The sequence below is a fragment of the Parafrankia sp. BMG5.11 genome (assembly GCF_004337455.1).
Window position 1 is genome coordinate 392,883 of sequence record NZ_SJXI01000014.1, and the last position, 17,232, is coordinate 410,114.

Annotated in this window: 15 protein-coding genes and 1 pseudogene; 11 read left to right on the top strand and 5 right to left on the bottom strand. The window is 64.0% G+C overall.

From position 1 onward, the window contains the following. Positions 1-33 precede the first annotated feature (33 nt). A complete protein-coding gene (locus E0504_RS10550; protein WP_207912449.1) occupies positions 34-720 on the top strand; it encodes a cytochrome c oxidase assembly protein in 687 nt (228 codons plus the stop codon). After that, complete coding sequence (locus E0504_RS52025; protein WP_131623759.1) at positions 717-1,388, top strand: cytochrome b; 672 nt, start codon at positions 717-719, stop codon at positions 1,386-1,388. Before E0504_RS10550 ends, E0504_RS52025 begins: the two co-directional genes overlap by 4 nt. On the opposite strand, the pseudogene E0504_RS54110 reads toward E0504_RS52025, so the two are convergent. Continuing rightward, positions 1,366-1,965 (bottom strand): annotated as a pseudogene (locus E0504_RS54110) (cytochrome c); the annotation flags it as partial. The gene E0504_RS52025 and the pseudogene E0504_RS54110 sit on opposite strands and share 23 nt — an antisense overlap. A gap of 54 nt (positions 1,966-2,019) precedes the next feature. On the opposite strand from E0504_RS54110, the gene E0504_RS54115 reads away from it, so the two are divergent. The 8 genes from E0504_RS54115 (at position 2,020) to E0504_RS10600 (ending at position 8,692) form a co-directional block, all read left to right on the top strand. Then, entirely contained in the window at positions 2,020-2,358 is a 339-nt protein-coding gene (locus E0504_RS54115; protein ID WP_207912451.1) for a c-type cytochrome, read from the top strand. Beyond that, on the top strand, positions 2,359-3,297 hold the full coding sequence (gene coxB, locus E0504_RS10570) for a cytochrome c oxidase subunit II (protein ID WP_131623761.1): 939 nt from the start codon (positions 2,359-2,361) through the stop codon (positions 3,295-3,297). Next, positions 3,294-5,834: a cbb3-type cytochrome c oxidase subunit I gene (locus E0504_RS10575; protein ID WP_131623763.1), complete on the top strand. Its 2,541-nt coding sequence runs from the start codon at positions 3,294-3,296 to the stop codon at positions 5,832-5,834. The genes coxB and E0504_RS10575 overlap by 4 nt, the downstream gene beginning before the upstream one ends. 14 nt (positions 5,835-5,848) lie before the next feature. Beyond that, the gene (locus E0504_RS10580; protein ID WP_131623765.1) at positions 5,849-6,121 is read left to right on the top strand and encodes a hypothetical protein; all 273 of its coding nucleotides are present in this window, start codon (positions 5,849-5,851) and stop codon (positions 6,119-6,121) included. A 163-nt stretch (positions 6,122-6,284) separates the two neighbouring features. After that, complete coding sequence (locus E0504_RS10585; RefSeq protein ID WP_131623767.1) at positions 6,285-6,623, top strand: hypothetical protein; 339 nt, start codon at positions 6,285-6,287, stop codon at positions 6,621-6,623. Further along, the gene (locus E0504_RS10590) at positions 6,620-7,609 is read left to right on the top strand and encodes a rhodanese-related sulfurtransferase (protein ID WP_207912452.1); all 990 of its coding nucleotides are present in this window, start codon (positions 6,620-6,622) and stop codon (positions 7,607-7,609) included. Before E0504_RS10585 ends, E0504_RS10590 begins: the two co-directional genes overlap by 4 nt. Then, positions 7,602-8,219 carry a glutathione S-transferase gene (locus E0504_RS10595; RefSeq protein ID WP_131623770.1) on the top strand — a complete coding sequence of 206 codons (618 nt, stop codon included), beginning with the start codon at positions 7,602-7,604 and terminating at the stop codon, positions 8,217-8,219. Before E0504_RS10590 ends, E0504_RS10595 begins: the two co-directional genes overlap by 8 nt. Continuing rightward, positions 8,216-8,692: a GreA/GreB family elongation factor gene (locus E0504_RS10600; RefSeq protein WP_131623772.1), complete on the top strand. Its 477-nt coding sequence runs from the start codon at positions 8,216-8,218 to the stop codon at positions 8,690-8,692. Before E0504_RS10595 ends, E0504_RS10600 begins: the two co-directional genes overlap by 4 nt. Before the next feature lie 114 nt (positions 8,693-8,806). Here E0504_RS10600 and E0504_RS10605 read toward each other — a convergent pair whose 3' ends face one another. Then, on the bottom strand, positions 8,807-10,327 hold the full coding sequence (locus E0504_RS10605; RefSeq protein WP_131623773.1) for an MFS transporter: 1,521 nt from the start codon (positions 10,325-10,327) through the stop codon (positions 8,807-8,809). Between the two features lie 325 nt (positions 10,328-10,652). Further along, the gene (locus tag E0504_RS10610) at positions 10,653-13,865 is read right to left on the bottom strand and encodes a TonB-dependent receptor domain-containing protein (RefSeq protein ID WP_165938470.1); all 3,213 of its coding nucleotides are present in this window, start codon (positions 13,863-13,865) and stop codon (positions 10,653-10,655) included. A 257-nt stretch (positions 13,866-14,122) separates the two neighbouring features. On the opposite strand from E0504_RS10610, the gene E0504_RS10615 reads away from it, so the two are divergent. Beyond that, positions 14,123-15,061: a DUF5996 family protein gene (locus tag E0504_RS10615; RefSeq protein WP_131623777.1), complete on the top strand. Its 939-nt coding sequence runs from the start codon at positions 14,123-14,125 to the stop codon at positions 15,059-15,061. Between the two features lie 104 nt (positions 15,062-15,165). On the opposite strand, the gene E0504_RS10620 is transcribed toward E0504_RS10615, so the two are convergent. Together E0504_RS10620 and E0504_RS10625 are read right to left on the bottom strand one after the other, a co-directional pair. Then, positions 15,166-16,683: a PH domain-containing protein gene (locus E0504_RS10620; RefSeq protein ID WP_131623779.1), complete on the bottom strand. Its 1,518-nt coding sequence runs from the start codon at positions 16,681-16,683 to the stop codon at positions 15,166-15,168. Beyond that, entirely contained in the window at positions 16,680-17,192 is a 513-nt protein-coding gene (locus E0504_RS10625; RefSeq protein WP_131623781.1) for a PH domain-containing protein, read from the bottom strand. The genes E0504_RS10620 and E0504_RS10625 overlap by 4 nt, the downstream gene beginning before the upstream one ends. Positions 17,193-17,232: the final 40 nt, after the last annotated feature.

Below are 17,232 nucleotides of genomic sequence, written 5' to 3' on the forward strand. Positions count from 1 at the left end.
CCGGCGTGGGCACCTTACTGCGGCGCCGCGCCGGTGCCGGCCGAGTTGCTGGCGCGCTGGAATTTCGATCCGATCCTGCTTGCAGGCTTGTCACTTGCGGCATTCGTCACATGGCGATGGAGCGACCGGCGTGCCCACGCTGGAACGGCTATTGCGCTCTCCATGATACTGTTCGTCTCGCCGTTCTGCGCGCTGAGTTCCGCGCTGTTCTCTGCTCGCGTGACGCACCATGTGGTCCTGACCGCACTCGTTGCGCCTTTACTGGTGTACGCCTTGCCAGTGCGCATCAAGCGCTGGCGCGGCAGCCTGGCGTTCTGGACTGGCGTTCACGCCCTCACCTTCTGGCTGTGGCACGCTCCGCCGATGTATGAAGCGGCGTTGTCGAGTGACGCGACATACTGGGCGATGCAGTTGACCCTGCTGGGCACGGCTGTCGGGTTCTGGAGTGCAGTGCGCCGCGCGGGCGGGCTGTCGGCGGTCGCGGCGTTGCTGGTCAGCACGGTGCAGATGGGCCTGCTCGGGGCGCTCATCACCTTTGCACGCGGACCGCTTTTTGCGCCGCACTATTTCACCACCGCGTCTTGGGGGTACACGCCGCTGCAGGATCAGCAATTGGCCGGGCTGATCATGTGGGCCCCCTCGGCCGCTCTGTATCTTGCGGCCGCGCTGTGGGTGGCGGGACGCTGGATGGCGCGCGAAGATCGCGAGATCGCCGCGTGATCGATCGCCTTCGCGCCTGGGGTAACAGCTACACCCGGCGCGGGCGATACTCACCCGTCGGGATCGCGTTTCACTGGATCATGGCTGCACTGGTGCTGTTCCAGATCGGTTGGGGCTTCTGGACCGACTGGATGATGCCGGGAGGCGACAAGGTCGCGGCATATCAGGTGCACAGCGCGGCGGGCTTACCGGTTTTGCTGCTTGCTGTCGGCAGGATCGGATGGCGCATACTGATCACTGATCCCTACAACGATGCCGACACGCAAGGCGTACAGACCCAGATCGCGCATGTGACGGCGATGCTGTTCTATTTGACGTTTTTTACCTTGCCGCTGTCGGGCTGGATGATGTGGTCCGCGATCGCCCCGCCCGGTCCGCTGTATCTCGCCGGCGTCGTGCCGTGGCCGCAGCTCCCGTTCGCATCGCTTGACCCGCGGATCGCGTTCGTGATCCTCGACCTTGCGGAAGACGTTCACACCGCGTCGGTCATTCTGCTGCTCTTGCTGATTCCGGCACATGTAGGGGCGGCCCTGAAGCATCACTTCTGGGATCGGCACGATGTGCTGCGCGGGATGCTGCCGGAGATTCCGGATTGGCAGGACGACCGTCAAGGCGCGCGGCATACGCCGTCACCGCCCGGGCCTCGGCGGGAGTCAGAAGCTGGCTGATCCGCATCATCACCGCGCCGGGATCAGTGCGCCGACGTCCCGTGCGCCACTGGTCCATCTGCTCGCCCAGGTAAGCTTCGCTTTGGCCTGCGAGTGGCGGGTTGGCAGGGCCGATCCCCGCCCCGCCGGACCCATGGCAGCTGGCGCACGATGGCAGCCCGCGCGCTGGATCGCCGCGGTGATAAAGCGCAGCGCCTTCGGGGCCAGCGGTGCCAGTCGCGGGCACATTGAACGGAAGGTTCGCGTAATGGATGGAGACCGAGACGCGTTCGCGCTCGCTCAACCGCCCGGCGATCCAGGCCATCTGCGGATGGTACCGCTGCCCTTCCGCGTAAGCGCCCAATTGTCGTTCAAGATATCCGGCATCGAGCCCTGCCAGTCGGGGAGCGCCCGCCCCGTCGCCCTGCCCCTGGAGGCCGTGACAGGTGACGCACGCATTGGCAGCACCCGCGCCGGCCCCGCTCAACGCCACCAACTCGCCAGTCGCGGCAAATCGATCGAGCGAAGTGATATCCGCAGCCGTGCAGCCAGTCAGCGACGCGGTCGTCAGGCAAAGGGTCAGCGAGCGTCGCAGCATTTCAACCGCTCAACCAGCCGGCCCAACAGGGGGTTCCGGCTGGCGCTGCTGTCGTTGACGATTGTCAGTTGCAAACCTCCGCCAGATGATCGCCAGGCCATGCCAGGCGCCCATGCGCAAGCAGGCTTGCAGGTCATAGAGCGCGTGGGCTGCGGCAGTTGCCACGTGATCCCCGGCGTCGACTGGCCCAAGGGAACTGTCGGACCCGCATTGGGCGGCCTTGCCAACCGGGCGTTGATCGCGGGACAGCTCCCCAATCGGCCCGATCTCCTGGCAGCATATATCCAGAACGCGCCGGCGCTTGTACCAGGATCAGGCATGCCGGCGATGCCCGTCAGCGCCGACGATGCGCGCGACGTGGCTGCGTATCTTTACGAAAAGGGGCAACGCTGAATGTTCGAAGGCTGGCCTCCTCCGATTCTCGACCCTGCCGGTCCGTATGCAGGATCGGTCACGCTGCTCAGCTGGATCCTGTTCGCCATGGGCGCTGTCGTCCTGCTCGTGGTGCTGGCCGCGCTCTACGTGGCGTTGTTCGGTCGCCGCTCCCTCCAGGAAAAACTGGGCGGCAAGTCGGTCATCTGGGTCGGCGGGATTGCCTTCCCGCTGGTCGTCCTGACAGCATTGCTGGTCTATGGCTTGTCGCTGACGAGCCATCTGTCGGACGACATCAGGGGGGATGAGCTGCGCGTACGCATCACCGGCGAGATGTGGTGGTGGCGGGTCGCCTATCTCGACGAAGGCGGCAACGCCGTCATTCACGATGCCAACGAGCTTCACATCCCCGCCGGGGAACCGGTGGTGCTGGAACTGGAATCCGGCGACGTGATCCACAGCTTCTGGGTGCCGCGACTGTCGGGCAAGCTCGACATGATCCCCGGCCGGCGCAACCTGATGCGCATTCAAGCGGACGCTCCCGGCACGTTCGGCGGACAATGTGCCGAGTTCTGCGGTGGTCCACACGCCCTCATGGGCTTCACCGTGATCGCGCACCCGCCCGAACGGTTCGCGCAGATGATGCAGGCGCGCAGGATGCGCGAGACCGCGCCACAAACCGCGACAATACCGGGGGCCAGGCTGTTTCAGGACGCAGGTTGTGCCGCGTGCCATCGGATCGCCGGAACCGCGGCGAACGGTCTGGCGGGACCGGACCTCACCTACATGGGCGCGCGGGGATCGGTGGGGGCCGGAATCCTGCAAAACCACCGCGGAACCTTGATGGGCTGGATCGGCAACAGCCAGGCGATCAAGCCTAACAACCGCATGCCGCCCTACACGATGCTGTCGAGCGATCAGCTGACCGAGCTGGCCCAGTATCTGGAAGCGCAGAAGTGAAGTCCGAAACTGGCTTCGACCCGGCGCTGTACGATCGCTTCCCAACCACGGGGCCGCGTCCCGCAGGCGAGCTGGAGCAGCTGGAAAAAGTCTGGGCCGCGCCCACCGGTTGGGCGCGGCTGACGATCGTCAACAACAACTACGTCGGCGTGTGGTATGTGGCCGCCGCGTTCCTGTTCTTTCTGCTGGCCGGCGTTCTTGCGCTGGTCATGCGCGCACAACTCGCGCTGCCGATGCTGGGAATTCTGCCACAGGAAACCTACAACCAGTTCTTCACCATGCACGGCACGGTGATGATGTTCCTGTTCGCTGTCCCTATCATGGAAGCGATCGGGGTGATGCTGCTGCCGCAGATGCTGGCCGCACGGGACCTGCCATTTCCGCGCCTCTCGGCATATGCTTTCTGGGCATACCTGATCGGCGGGCTGTGCTTCTTTGCCTCGATCTTCGTCGGACTGGCGCCGAACGGCGGCTGGTTCATGTACCCCCCGCTCACCAGCATGACGTACTCGCCCGGCATCAATGCCGATTTCTGGTTGCTGGGCATCGGCTTCATCGAAATCTCGGCGATCGCGGGTGCGATCGAGATTCTTGTGGGGGTGCTCAAGACCCGGGCGCCGGGGATGACGTTGGCGCGCATGCCGCTGTTCGCCTGGGCGATGCTGGTGTTCGCGGGCATGATCCTGATCGCCTTCCCAGCGGTGATCCTGGCCACCTTGCTGCTGGAAATGGAACGGGCGCTCAACTGGCCGTTTTTCGACGCCGCGCGCGGCGGCGATCCGATGCTGTGGCAGCACCTGTTCTGGTTCTTCGGGCATCCGGAAGTGTACATCATCTTCCTGCCTGCGGCGGGGCTGGTTTCGATGATGGTCGCCAATCTCGCGAAGACCGAACTGGTGGGATACCAGCTCATCGTGCTCGCCTTGCTGGCCACGGGCTTCATCAGCTTTGGCGTCTGGGCCCACCACATGTTCGCGACCGGCATGCCGAGCCTGTCCGTGGGCTTCTTTTCGGCGGCTAGCATGGCCGTCAGCCTGCCGGCCGGTATTCAGGTATTCAGCTGGATCGCGACGCTCGCGATCGGCCGGGCCGTCCACAACACGCCGACCCTGTTCCTGGTGGGCGGGATCGTGACGTTCGTCATGGGCGGGCTGACCGGCGTGATGGTGGCGATGGTGCCCTTCGACTGGCAGGCGCACGACACGCACTTCATCGTCGCGCACCTGCATTACGTGCTGATCGGCGGGGCGGTGTTCCCGGTCTTCGCGGCATTCTATTACTGGTTCGGGATGACCAGCCGGCGCGCGCTGTCGGAGCGGCTGGGCAAGTGGGTGTTCTGGCTGATGTTCGCCGGAATGCAAATCACTTTTCTGCCGATGCACCTGACCGGACTTATGGGAATGCCGCGCCGCGTCTACACGTATCTGCCGGGCATGGAGTGGGAATGGACCAACCTCATCTCCACCGCAGGGGCATTCGTCCTGGGTGCGGGCGTGGCTGTCTTCCTGGTGGATCTGGCGCGCAACTTTCGCTTCACGGTCGAAGATGACGTGGGCAACGTGTACGGCGGGGGCACGCTGGAATGGTTGCCGACGGGTCTTTACTCCAGCCGCAGCATCCCGGTGGTGAAAAGCCGCACACCGCTGTGGGACGATCCCGACCTCGCCGACGATGTCGAACAGGGGCGATACTTCCTCCCCAATTCCGTCACGGGCTTGCGGGAAACGCTGATCACGAGCCCCGTGCGGGCCGAGCCGCAATACCTCCAGATCATGATGGGCCCATCGGTCTGGCCGCTCGCCGCGGCCGCGTTCACGGCCGGCTTCTTCCTGCTGCTGACCGTTCAGGCCTACGTGCCGTCGATCATCTGCCTTCCGTTGGCGACGTTCGCGATCCTGCGCTGGCTGTGGGACACCGATCGGCCGGTCGAAACCAAGGAAGTCGATGTCGGTGCCGGTATCATGCTGCCGACGTATCGCACCGGCCCTAGCAGCCACGGCTGGTGGGCCATCGTCTGCGTGCTGGTGGTCGCAGCGATGGTCTTCCTGATGGCGGTGTTCGGCTACCTGTTCGTGTACGGCGTACATCCCAGCTTCTGGGCCCCACCGACCGAACGCTGGTGGGCAGTCCCGATCGCGGCGTTGTACGCTGCGGGCGGATTGCTGCTGATCCTTGCGCGCTGGTTGCTGCCGCGCGAAAAATCGACCTTGTGGAGCCCCACCGCCGCCGTCCTGTTCGCTGCCGTGTTCCTGACGGGCGCGTTCGCGGTCGACTGGTTCACCTGGCAGGCGCAGGGGTTTGACCCCGAACTCACCTCGCAAGGTGCGTTCTCACATGCGTTCCTGGCCCTCCAGGGGTTCCTGATCGCGGTCGGTCTGCTCATGGCCGGTTACCTCGCGGCACGCACGAGCCGCAACCTGGTGAGCCGTCCCGCCAACACTACCTTCGATGTCGTGTGTCTCTTTCTCGGATACACAGCGGCACAAGGCGCCGCGACTGCCATTCTGATGCGCATCGTCCCGCTCGGTGCGGCGTGAGAGCGTGGGTGAGAATGCTGAGTGGTCCGCTCTTTTGGGCGGCGCAGTTCTCCGGCGCGTATATCATCGCCAGCGTGTTCCCCGGGACCGAAATCGCGCGATGGCTGGTCGGGTTGCTGACGATTGCCTGTGGCGCAGCGGCCGGGTTGCTCTTGATCAACGTGCTCAGACAACGGCGAGCGGACGCCGACGCGTTCGACACCTGGGTGTCCGGTATCGCCGGGATGGGGCAGGCGCTCGCAATCGTGGCCATCGCCTATCAGGGTTTGCCCGCCCTGCTATCGTGACCAACTGGGCCGGGACCACGCGCGACGCGTCTTGGACATGTCGCCTTGTGTAAGAAACGCCACCTTAGAAGCAGACTTTCGGGCCGCAGGTACATAAAGGAGCCGCGCTGCTTCGAACTCACTTCGAGGTGAAGCCTCAGAATATGACCGGTGAACGACCCAGATGGCCCGCAAGCATCCCAAACATGGCCCTTATGAGGACCCCGCACAGGAGGATGACCAGGTACCCTCGGTCGCACCGTGCTGGCTGTGCGGGCGCACGCTGGGCAAGGCGATCGTCTGGCACCATCCCGTGCCCAAGAGCCGGGGCGGGCGCGAAGTCGTGCCTATGCATCCGATCTGCCAGCAGACGCTGATCGCCAACTTCACCAATTCGGAGCTGCAGCGCCACGCCCTTGATGTGGACGCGATCCTCGCCGCCCCCAACATGCGCAAATTCGTGGACTGGGTGGACAAGAAGGATCCGGATTTCAACGCCAGCCCATCCAAGAAGCAGCGTTGAGCGGGCCGACTGCCGTGCATACGAAACAGCCCTTCCCCACGATCCGCGTTGCCGCCCTCTACTGCTTTGCCCGGCTCGATGCGTCCAGCGCGCTGCGGGAAGAGCTGGAAACGCTGTGCCGCGCGCAAGGCGTAAAGGGCACGCTGCTCCTGGCTTCCGAGGGAATCAACGGCACGATCGCCGGACCTATGGAAGGCGTCGACCACGTGCTGGGTCGCATCCGCAGCTGGCCCGGCTTTGCGGAAATGGAGGTCAAATTCTCCGCCGCGTCGATCATGCCGTTCCACCGTCTGAAGGTCCGTCTGAAGGCAGAAATCGTCACGATGGGACAGCCCGGGATCGATCCGGTGAGGGGCGCCGGAACCTATGTGGCGCCTGGCGACTGGAACGACCTGATTGACGATCCCGATACGATCGTCATCGACACGCGCAATGCATACGAAGTTGCGGTGGGCTCCTTTGCCGGCGCTGTCGATCCTGGCACTTCGTCCTTCCGCGAATTCCCCGAGTGGTTCCGCAATGAACGGCATCGCCTGCTCGGTTCCGGGAAGCGGCCCCGGGTGGCCATGTTCTGCACCGGGGGAATCCGCTGCGAAAAGGCGTCAGCATTCCTCAAGCGAGAGGGGGTCGACGAGGTCTTCCATCTCAAGGGCGGCGTCCTCGCCTATCTGGAGCATGTCCCGGCAACGGATAGTCGCTGGCACGGCGAATGTTTCGTTTTCGATCAGCGAGTGGCGGTGGGACACGGACTTGCGCCGGGCACGCACAGCTTGTGCTTCGCCTGTCGCCGGCCGGTCGCTCCTGAAGACCTGGCTTCCCCCTTGTACGAAGCGGGAGCGAGTTGCCCGGCGTGCCACGATGAACGGGACGAGCAGCAAAGGGCGTCCTATCGGGAGCGACATCGGCAGGAACAGCAGGCGGCCCTACAGGGACGGGCCCACGTCGGCGCTGTCTTGCGGAAATCGGGCGAAGGCCCCGATGGTTGAGCCGATCCTCTACAGCTTTCGCCGGTGTCCCTACGCCATCCGGGCACGGCTCGCGCTCGCCATCAGCGAGACGCCCTACACACTCCGCGAAGTGAAGCTCGCTCACAAGCCGGACGCCATGTTGGCTGCATCACCCAAAGGGACAGTCCCGGTGCTCGTGCTCGAAGACGGCACCGTCATCGACGAGAGCCTGTCGATCATGCACTGGGCGCTGGCGCGACATGATCCCGCCGGTTGGCTTGCACGCGACGATGCCGCGCTGATTGCGCGCATCGACGGCCAGTTCAAGCATGCGCTCGATCGCTACAAATATCCCGACCGCTACGATTCCGATCCGCTCCCCCATCGTGATTGGGCGATGGATATCCTGTTTGAACTCGACGCTCGGCTAGCCCCCGCAGGGCAGTTGTGCGGACCGGAGCCCGGCCTTGCGGATGCAGCCATCACGCCCTTCGTCCGGCAGTTCGCGGCGGTCGACCGCGAGTGGTTCTTGGGCCAGCCGCTTCACCATCTGCACGCCTGGTTGGAGGAGCACATCGCCTCGCCCCTCTTTCAGACGGTCATGGTCCGCTCAGCGCCCTGGATACCCGAGGAAAGCGGTGTCCCATGAGCGTCGCATTCCGCCGGGATAGCGACGAAGAGCACCTGGAGCCCAAGTTTGAGCTGCCCGTCCCGGCCGGTCCAAACTGGGTGACGGCGCGCGGTCTTGAGCTGATCGGGGAGACCGTCAGGCGTCTTCAGCAAGAGCTCGCGCTCGCGACCGAAGACGCGAAGATTGCCGCGATCAAGCGCGACCTGCGCTATTGGCAAGCGCGGCAAATCACCGCTGAAGTGCAGCCTCCGGCTAGCGGTGATAAAGTCGAATTCGGCGTCACCGCGCACCTGCTGATCCACGGAAGGTCAAAACACTTCGGGATCGTGGGCGACGATGAAGCCGACCCGGCGTCGGGGACGATTTCGTTCAAGGCACCGTTGGCGCAAGCGATCCTGGGGGCCGAGGTGGGGGACCTTCTGCCACTCGGGGACACCGATGACGCGATCGAGATCAGCGCGATCGTACTTGCACCAATAACGAGCGGCTAGCCGTGAGCTGAATTGGCCCCGTCACGAGGACCAGCGGACAGCCTCGGCCACGCTCGCCCACCCCCCAGCTGCTGGGCGAGAACTCGCCACCGAAGGCCGTACCGCTAGAGGACGTCAGCTCGCGGAATAGGCAACCATGTCACGCTGCAATGTGCGACCCGCGAGGAGGTAATGCAGCGCAGCCCAGCCATAACCGCCACAGAAGATGACGATCGACCACTGCAAACCGCGCGCCTCGGCGCTGGCGCAGGCATTGGCCGCTTGCAGCTCCGCCCCGCCGAGCAGTGCCTTGGCGTCCGCCGACATGGAAAGTAGCGGCTTGCACGCCTCCAGGGTCAGGCCAAGGCCCGCGCCATCGAGGAACACCGTCTTCAGGAAAGTGGACAACACGCCGATCAACGGCGGTCCCAGACCATAGCCGAGCAAATTCACCACGAACAACGTGATCGCGACCGAGGTGGCGCGCATTCGGCTGTCGACCACCCCGCCCGATACCGCATACATCGGCCCCAGGTAGAAATAGTGGATCATGGCGGCGATCATCAACGCCGGGACCGCCAGCCACAGGTTCTCCATCAGGAAGCCGAAAGCATAAAGCGGGACCGAAGCAGCCATGCCAACGGCCGGTAGCCACGACAGCGAATTGGGATGCCGTTTGGCCATTTTGTCAGCCAGCCAGCCGGACGCGAACACGCCAATCGCAGCCATGATGCCCAGAACGATGCCGTAGAGCAGAGACGCTTCCTGGATCGACAAGCCATGCGTGCGGAGCAGGAACGACGTGGTGAACTGCCCGACGCCATACCCCACGAACGAGGCGAGCGTCGCGCCGAACACCACATGGCGGTAAGCAGGCTTCTTGCTGAGAACGGCCAGGGCGTCCTTGAAGCTGCTTTTTTCCAGACCCTGTAGCGCGGCCGGATCGGTATAGCCTCGGGGCGGCTCCTTGATGGTGCGCCAGACGATCAGCGATATGAGCAGCCCCGGCAGGCCGACCACCACGAATGCGATGCGCCAGCCTTCCACCTGCGACCAATCGAGATCGCCGAACAGAAATCCCAAGCCGACCGAATTGATCCAGGCGCCAAACTGCGCGCCTTCGAGGCCTGCCAGCTGACCGCCGAAGATGGATGCGAGCATGCCCCCCAGCGGCACACCGAGGGCATAGACCGACACGGCGGTCGCGCGGCTGGACGGCTTGAAGTAATCCGCGATCAGCGATTGAGCGGGCGGCGTGCATCCTGCTTCACCGATGCTGACCCCGACCCTGAACAGGAACAACATCGTGAACGACATGGCAAAGCCGCACAGCGCGGTGAACAGGCTCCAGACGGCGGTCGCGAGCGCGATGATGACCACGCGATTGTACCGCTCCGCGCCGCGCGCGATCGGGATGCCGATGAAGGTGTACAACACCGCGAAAGCCGGACCGCCGAGCAAACCCATCTGCCAGTCTTCCAGACCGAAGGTGAGCTTGATCGGTTCAGTCAGGATGTTGACGATCGTGCGATCGATGAAGTTGAAAATGTAGACGATGAGCAACGCGCTGAGCACGTAAGCGCGATAGCTTGCCGAGCCGAAACCTTCAGACGCGGGAACCGCATTCGCCGGCGCGTTTATGGTCGTTTCGGCCATCTATCTTCCCAAGCAGTTCCGTCGATGCCGATCGTGAATTGGACCCTGCCCCGGCATCGCAGATTTATGTCGTTGGCGGCATCCTCTGAGAATTCGCATCAGAGGTAAAGCCCATCTGTCGCAATACGTGCTTTGCCAACAGGACGGGGCTAACGCATTCCACTCACTGGTGGCCGGCCTCGCCGAACCGGACCCGCCTATTACGTTTCCATGGTGCCCCAGAAATGCAGAGGGCCCCGCCATTGGCAGAGCCCTCCGTATGCAATGGATCCTACCACCTGGCCCCTTTGGCCAATCGGCCGAGACCAGGCAGACTGGATACGACCTAGAACCCTTGAGACACCGAGATCTTGGCAGTGAAGCCGAGCGGGCTCGCGGTGAACGGGTCGTAGTTCTGATCAAGGCGAGCGAACGGCGGTTCCTCGTCCAGAATGTTCTGCAGGGCCACCGCGATAGTCGTCCGAGTGGGCAGGACGAGCCGGTATGTCGCATCGACCGTGGTGAACGCGCCGATCTCCTTGCCGGTGGTGACCGAAGCTCCCGCAAGTGCGCCGGTATTCGGACCGAAGATCGAAGCGCCGCGTTGGTCGGTGTAACCGTCGATGTAGTTCACCTGCAGCCGCAGCGAGTGATTGCCGAAGTCGCCCTGGAGGTAGGCGTTGCCCTTCCACTCAGGCAGGGGATAGGCAGTCGTTTGATAATTCAGCAGACCCACCGCGTCGAAAGCTGGCTGCACCAAGATGCCTTCAACAAACACGTCGTTGGTCTTGTATTCGATCACATAGGTGCCTGCGACGCCCGCGGTAACGGCCCCGTCACCGCCGAAGGGAAGGTTGTAGGACGCCTGGAAATCGATGCCCGAGGTCCGCAGACCCGCGCTGTTGACGATCTGCGTCCGCAGGCGCTGCACGAAGCCAATTCCACAACCTTGGCCGGTGAAGGTGAAACGATCGCGCAACGCCGCGTAGGCAGGGTTGTTGCAGTTGTCGGCACCCGTCGTTCCGAACAGGGCACTAAGGATACCCTGCACCGGCTCGCCTTCGATCTGATCCTTCACATCGTAACGGAAATAATCGACGCTGGCGTTGAACCGATCAGTGTCGATCAGCACGCCTGCGTTGTAGGTGGTTGCGGATTCGGGGGTCAGGTTCGGATTGCCGCCCACGTCGACCGCGCGGAACGACGAACCGATGATCTGCAGCGAGGTGAGGTTGCCGCCCAGCTGCTGCGCCGGCGGTCCACGGAACGTGGTACCAATGCCGCCGCGAATGGCCAGCCAATCGGTCAGCTCAAACTTGGCGCGCGCCTGCGGATCGAAGGTCGATCCGACGTTGCCGCCGTAATCCTCGAACCGGGCGGCCAACTGCAGCTGCAGCCGGTCGAAGATCGGCAGCTGAAGTTCGGCAAAGGCTGCCTTGACGTCGCCGGTCGAACGGCCGGGCCGGTTGGTGCCAAGGAAGCCCAAGGCTCCGGTCTCCTGCGCGCACACCGCGTTGGGATCGAGCGGCGAGCCCGGGCAAGGGAAAAAGTCGAGGTTGCTGACCGCGTTGTAGTCGCGGCTGTACCAGTTTTTCCGGTACTGCGCGCCGATCGCGAACCCGATCTCGCCGCCGGGCAGCGTGATGCCGCTCTGCCCCGACAGAACCGCATCTGCCACGAACAGACGGGTCACCGCGCGCGTGCCGGTGCTCTGGAAGAAGTTGTCGAACGTGGCGACGTCATTGATCAGGCCCGCGCCCGGAGTCGTGGACAACCCGTTGGTCGGGCGAGCGCCGGCGTAGTTGGGATTGACGTCCCCGGTGACCGGGTTGCCCTGCACCGCGGTCGAGAACGGATTGAAGAACGTACACCCGTTAGTGCCGGCGAGCGCCGCCTGCTGCGCCGCGGTCAGACCGACCCGCGACTGAGCGGACGCATAGGCGCAATTGGGCCCGCCGAAGCCTGCCAGCGCGTTCTGCAAGAGGTCGCCGAAGGTGTCGGTACCGCCGAAGAAGCGGTCATATTCGCTGTAGGTGGCAGTGGTGGTCAGGTCGAAGCGATCGCTCAGCCGGGTGCGGAATTCCGCGCTGACCATCACCTGATCCGACCTGCGCGGCGAGATTGCGGAGCCGCGATCATTCTGGCCCAGAGGATTTCCGCCGAGCAGCGCCGGGCGGAACAGCACCGGAAACGCGATCGCCGGTGCGAGCGGCGCACCCGTGGCACTGGTCAAGCAGCCGGCCGCCGCTCCGTAAGTGGCGCAATAATCGCGCAACGCGGGGGCATAGGTCGGGATCACGAATACACCGAGACCGGCGGCCTGGGCAGGCGTCAGAGTGCCGGCCGGCACGGCAGTCAGGCCGTTGGCGGCATAAGCCGATGGCGGCAGCGTGGGGAGATACGTCGGCGAAGTGGTGATCTGGGTTTCGGAGTGGCCCCACAGCGCGTTGAAGCGCAGCGTGCTGCTTTCACCGACATCGAATTCCAGATCGGCGAAGATCTGGAAGCGCTCTTCCGGCTCGACCAGATTGCCGAACAGTCCGTACTGGTTGAAGCAGCGGTCGGTGGGTACATTTACCACCCCTGTCGGGGTTGCCGTCGGCGTGAACGAGCCGGGCAGGCTCCGGAAGCCGCCCAGATCCTCGCAACCCAGGTCGCGGATGAAGTTCGCATTGCCGAAGTTTCGGCCGCTGACCGGATCGATGAACGGCACCCCGGTGCTGTTGAAGTCAAAGTTGCCGGGATTGCCACCGCCGGTGTAACCGCCTTGCGGATTCACCGGGTACGGCTGGATCACGAAATCGCGGTCGTTGGTCTCCAGCTCCGAACGGCGCTGGTAGCCCGCCGACAGGAACAGACGCAGGCCATCGACTTCCGTGCCGTAGCTGATGGCGCCGCCATAGTCGCCCTTCGACCCCTTGATATAACGATAGTCGCCCGACACCAGGAACCCGTCCTGATTGGTCTTTGTGATGAAGTTGACCACGCCGCCGATTGCATCGGACCCGTAGGTAGCGGCAGCGCCGTCCTTCAGTACCTCGATCCGGCCAATCGCCGCGGCCGGGATCAGATTGACGTCGACGATGGGAATGCCGCTGCCGCCCGACTGGACGATGCGCTTGCCGTTCAACAGGACCAGGGTGCGCTGCGGACCGAGGCCGCGCAGGTTGACCGAAGCCACGCCCTCGTTGCCCTGCGCGCGCGCGTCGAACTGGTTGGCGTCGCCGATGATGCCGTTGGATGTGGGCAGATTCTTGAGCAGATCGATCACGCTCGGCGAACCTTGCTTGGCAAGCTCTTCGCTGCTGATGACATCGATCGGCACCGGCGCCTGTTCACTGGACCCACGGATCAGCGTGCCGGTGACGACAATCTCGCGACCCGTCTGCTCTTCGGTGATCGGATCGTTTGCCGGAGTGGACTGCGAAATCTCGGGAGTGGCAGCCGGGCGGGTTTCACCGCTGTCCTGAGTGCCGACCTGGGCCAGTACCGGCTGCGCCAACGTAGCGATGCAAATCCCCGCACAGGCGCACGAGTGACGTAGAGTCCATTTGGTCATCGATCTCTCCCATTTACCGGCGTTCTCACGTAACCGCGGACACCGTTGTCGCGAATTCATGCTATTGAGAGAACGAAGTCAAGCGGCATCCCTCCTGTCTGGCTGGACGCGGGATTGATCGGGACTTTGTGTGTCACGAATGCACGCGTTAGAACGAGCACCGGGACTATCATTAAGTTACCGGCCAGAAGGCCACCGTCTCATGCGAGCGCTGCCAAGGTGGTCGCATTCACCGGAAAGAGCCGAAGAGCAGCACATTGACCGACTCCGATGAGTGGCCCTCCCTCCCCTTCGAACCCTGGAAGGACACCTGTGCAGCTTTGCACTTTTATGCGCAGATCGTCGGCAAGTATCGGCTCGCTCACACGCCGTGGGTCAATCATTCCTGGCACGCGACCCTCTACGTCAATGCTGACGGATTGACGACCGGGCTGATCGCTGACGGTCCGGGCGTTACCGTCCAGTTCGATCTTCAGCGCCAGCGGCTCATCGCCTCCTGTGCGACCGGAAAAAGCAGGGCATTTACGCTGGAGCCCATGACGGTCGCCGAGTTCGATTCAAGGTTCAAAACGGCCATCAGCACACTTGGCGGCTCGCCCGGGTATCACGGCTGCCCGAATGAACTGCCGGAGGTCATTCCGTTCGCCGATGACACCGCCGCTAGGCCATGGGATGCCGAGGCGGTCTCCAGGTTCCACCGCGCGCTGGTGCGGATCGATGCGGTCTTCAGCGAATTCCGCACGGGTTTTCTCGGCAAGGTCAGCCCGGTCCACTTGTTCTGGGGAAGCTTTGATCTGGCCGTGACACGCTTTTCCGGCCGGGCCGCGCCGTTGCACCCCGGCGGCATACCCAACCTACCCGATACGGTGACGCAGGAAGCCTACAGCCACGAGGTCAGCTCCGCCGGCTTCTGGCCCGGCGGGGGAGGTATCGACGAACCGTGCTTCTATTCCTACGCCTACCCCTCGCCCGCCGGCTTTTCGGGCCAGCCGGTGAAACCTGGAGGCGCACGATACGATCAGGATCTGGGCGAGTTCATCTTGCCTTACGAAGTGGTTTGTTCCGCGCCGAACCCCGGGGCCGCATTGCTGGATTTTCTGCACTCGACGTATGATGCGGCTGCGAAGCTGGCCGGGTGGAACGAGAACCTGACCTGCGCACTTGGCCAGAAAGGCGTCCCTCGTATCGTCAGATGATCGTACGGCCGCACGCGCTAAACGCGGTTCATTACACGCGCGTCCCGTCTTCGATCGGGAACGAACGAGCGGCTACGCGTGGGACGTGAGAGCTCCCGTGTTGGCTATGCTTGATTGAGCTGAGAGAAATCGCTCTCGCCGGCGCTCTCCAGAACCGCGCGTCGCAGAGTGTCGACGCGATCCCTGGAGACGCCCGCGATAGACATGGTCCCCCCGGCTACACCCAGGTGAACGGTGCCATAACCGTGCAGGCGCCCTAGCGGTCCCTGGCGAAATTCAAACGATTGCAGCTTTGCACGTGGTGCGATCGTTAGTCGGGGCGCGAGCCAGCCTCGTCGCGCCATTATCTGGCGCCGGTCCATGGCATAACCGCTGTGCCGCCAGCTTAACCAGCGTTCTCCTAAGAGAGCTGTGCTAAGGGCGACCGCTGCCACACCCAGAAGCGGGATGCCCACCGCGAGCGCCCACGCCATGCCGGCGGGGGCTAGCGCGGCTGCCAGCACCATGCCGTCGCGCCGATAAAGTGGAGACTGATGCTCCCAGCGTGTCGCTTCATCAGGCTTAGTAAAACCGGCAATCCGGGCGATGCGCCAAAGCTCCTCGAGCCGTCCGAACGGGGCCACGACGTGGCTCTCGGAGCCAGCATCTTGCGCCAGGCTGAGGAACGTCAGCGCATGCCACCCGAACCGGCGGCGCAGGATGCCGGTGCTGAGCCGCATGGCCTGCACCCGGTGTGTTGGCATGACCACATCGGTCCGCGTCAGCAGCCCGCGCCGTCGCCGCAAGCCGCGCTCGGTGTGTTCGAGTAGAAAACCCCACTCACGCAGCAACGTGCGCGTGAGGCCGGTCATGAAACCGACGATGACGAGCGACAGGAGGGCGAGCATCGCGGCGACCACCTGAAGCGTTCGGCCCAACCCCGATAACCAAGCGCTTTCCTCGGCCACCCGCTCTTGCCAACCGCGCCAGTCCCACATGTCGAACGGCAGCAGGAAATCGAACTGTTGCGTGACGCCGAACAGCACCGCGATGGCCGCCAGCGAGAATTCAAACAGGCCGAAGATCAGAATCCGGCGCGGGCCCATCGTGAAAAGGACCGTGGAATGCTCGGGCGGCGCTGCGGGAGCTGCCCCGCCGACGGGACCAGGTGGCGCTTGCGGATCCTTGCGCGCGCGGATGACCTTGCGAAGAGCCTCTCCGTCACCGGCCTTGAGGTAGGCAAGCGACACATCCTCATGGCCGCCGGTGCCCGTGTCGAACGTGACCTTCACCAGGCCCAACACCCGCGCCAATGGCCCTTGTTCGAGATTGATGTCGTGAATGCGGGTGTAAGGAACTGCCCGGGATGCGCGTGACAGCAGCCCGCTATCCACCCGCAGGTCATCGTCCCCGACCGTGAAGGTCAGGCGCCGCCATTTGAGAGCGGCTGTTCCGATGGTCAGAGCCAGCAACGCGAGAATGGCGGCGATGCCGATCCATAGGATCGTCGTCTCGTCCCGCATGACGAACAGGAGCGCCGCGAGGCCGGCGAGCGAATTCCGCAACCCGGAAATCGCCGACAGTACGATCCCGACCGGCGCGGTTCTTCGGGGCGCAGCGAATCCGGCGGCTGTGCCGGTCACCGCGTCTCGCGCTCGATATTCGCGCGGATCGCCTGGCGCATGGCAGCCGCGTCGTCGTGACCGAGGCCCGGCAGGTGGACCGAGGCGTTGTGGGTCCCCGCGGTGTGGACCGTCAGCGTGGCAAGGCCAAAAAGGCGCTCGAGCGGGCCTTGCCGGACGTCGATATGCTGAACCCGGCCAAACGGGACGGTGGTGTCGCTCCGCACCCAGAGCCCGCGCACGATCCGCAGGCGATTGCCCTCGACCGAGTAGCCGGTCGCACGGAACCGTCGGAGTGGCACCCGCGCAATCAGCACGGTCGCCACCATGAGCACTCCAATCAGACCTACCCCGCGCGGCAATAGACCCGTTGTCTCCAGCACGATTGCTCCGACGATGGCCGGCGCTACCGCAAGCGCAGTCTGGAGACGGAGGACCTTCAGGTGATGGGTGTGCAGCGCGGTAAGCGAGCCATCGGCCGCGACATCTTGATCGTTTTGGCCGCGAACGTCGGGAAGAACCTGTTCCATGTGTTATATATCGACAACACAGTCGGTCCGATCAAGGCCA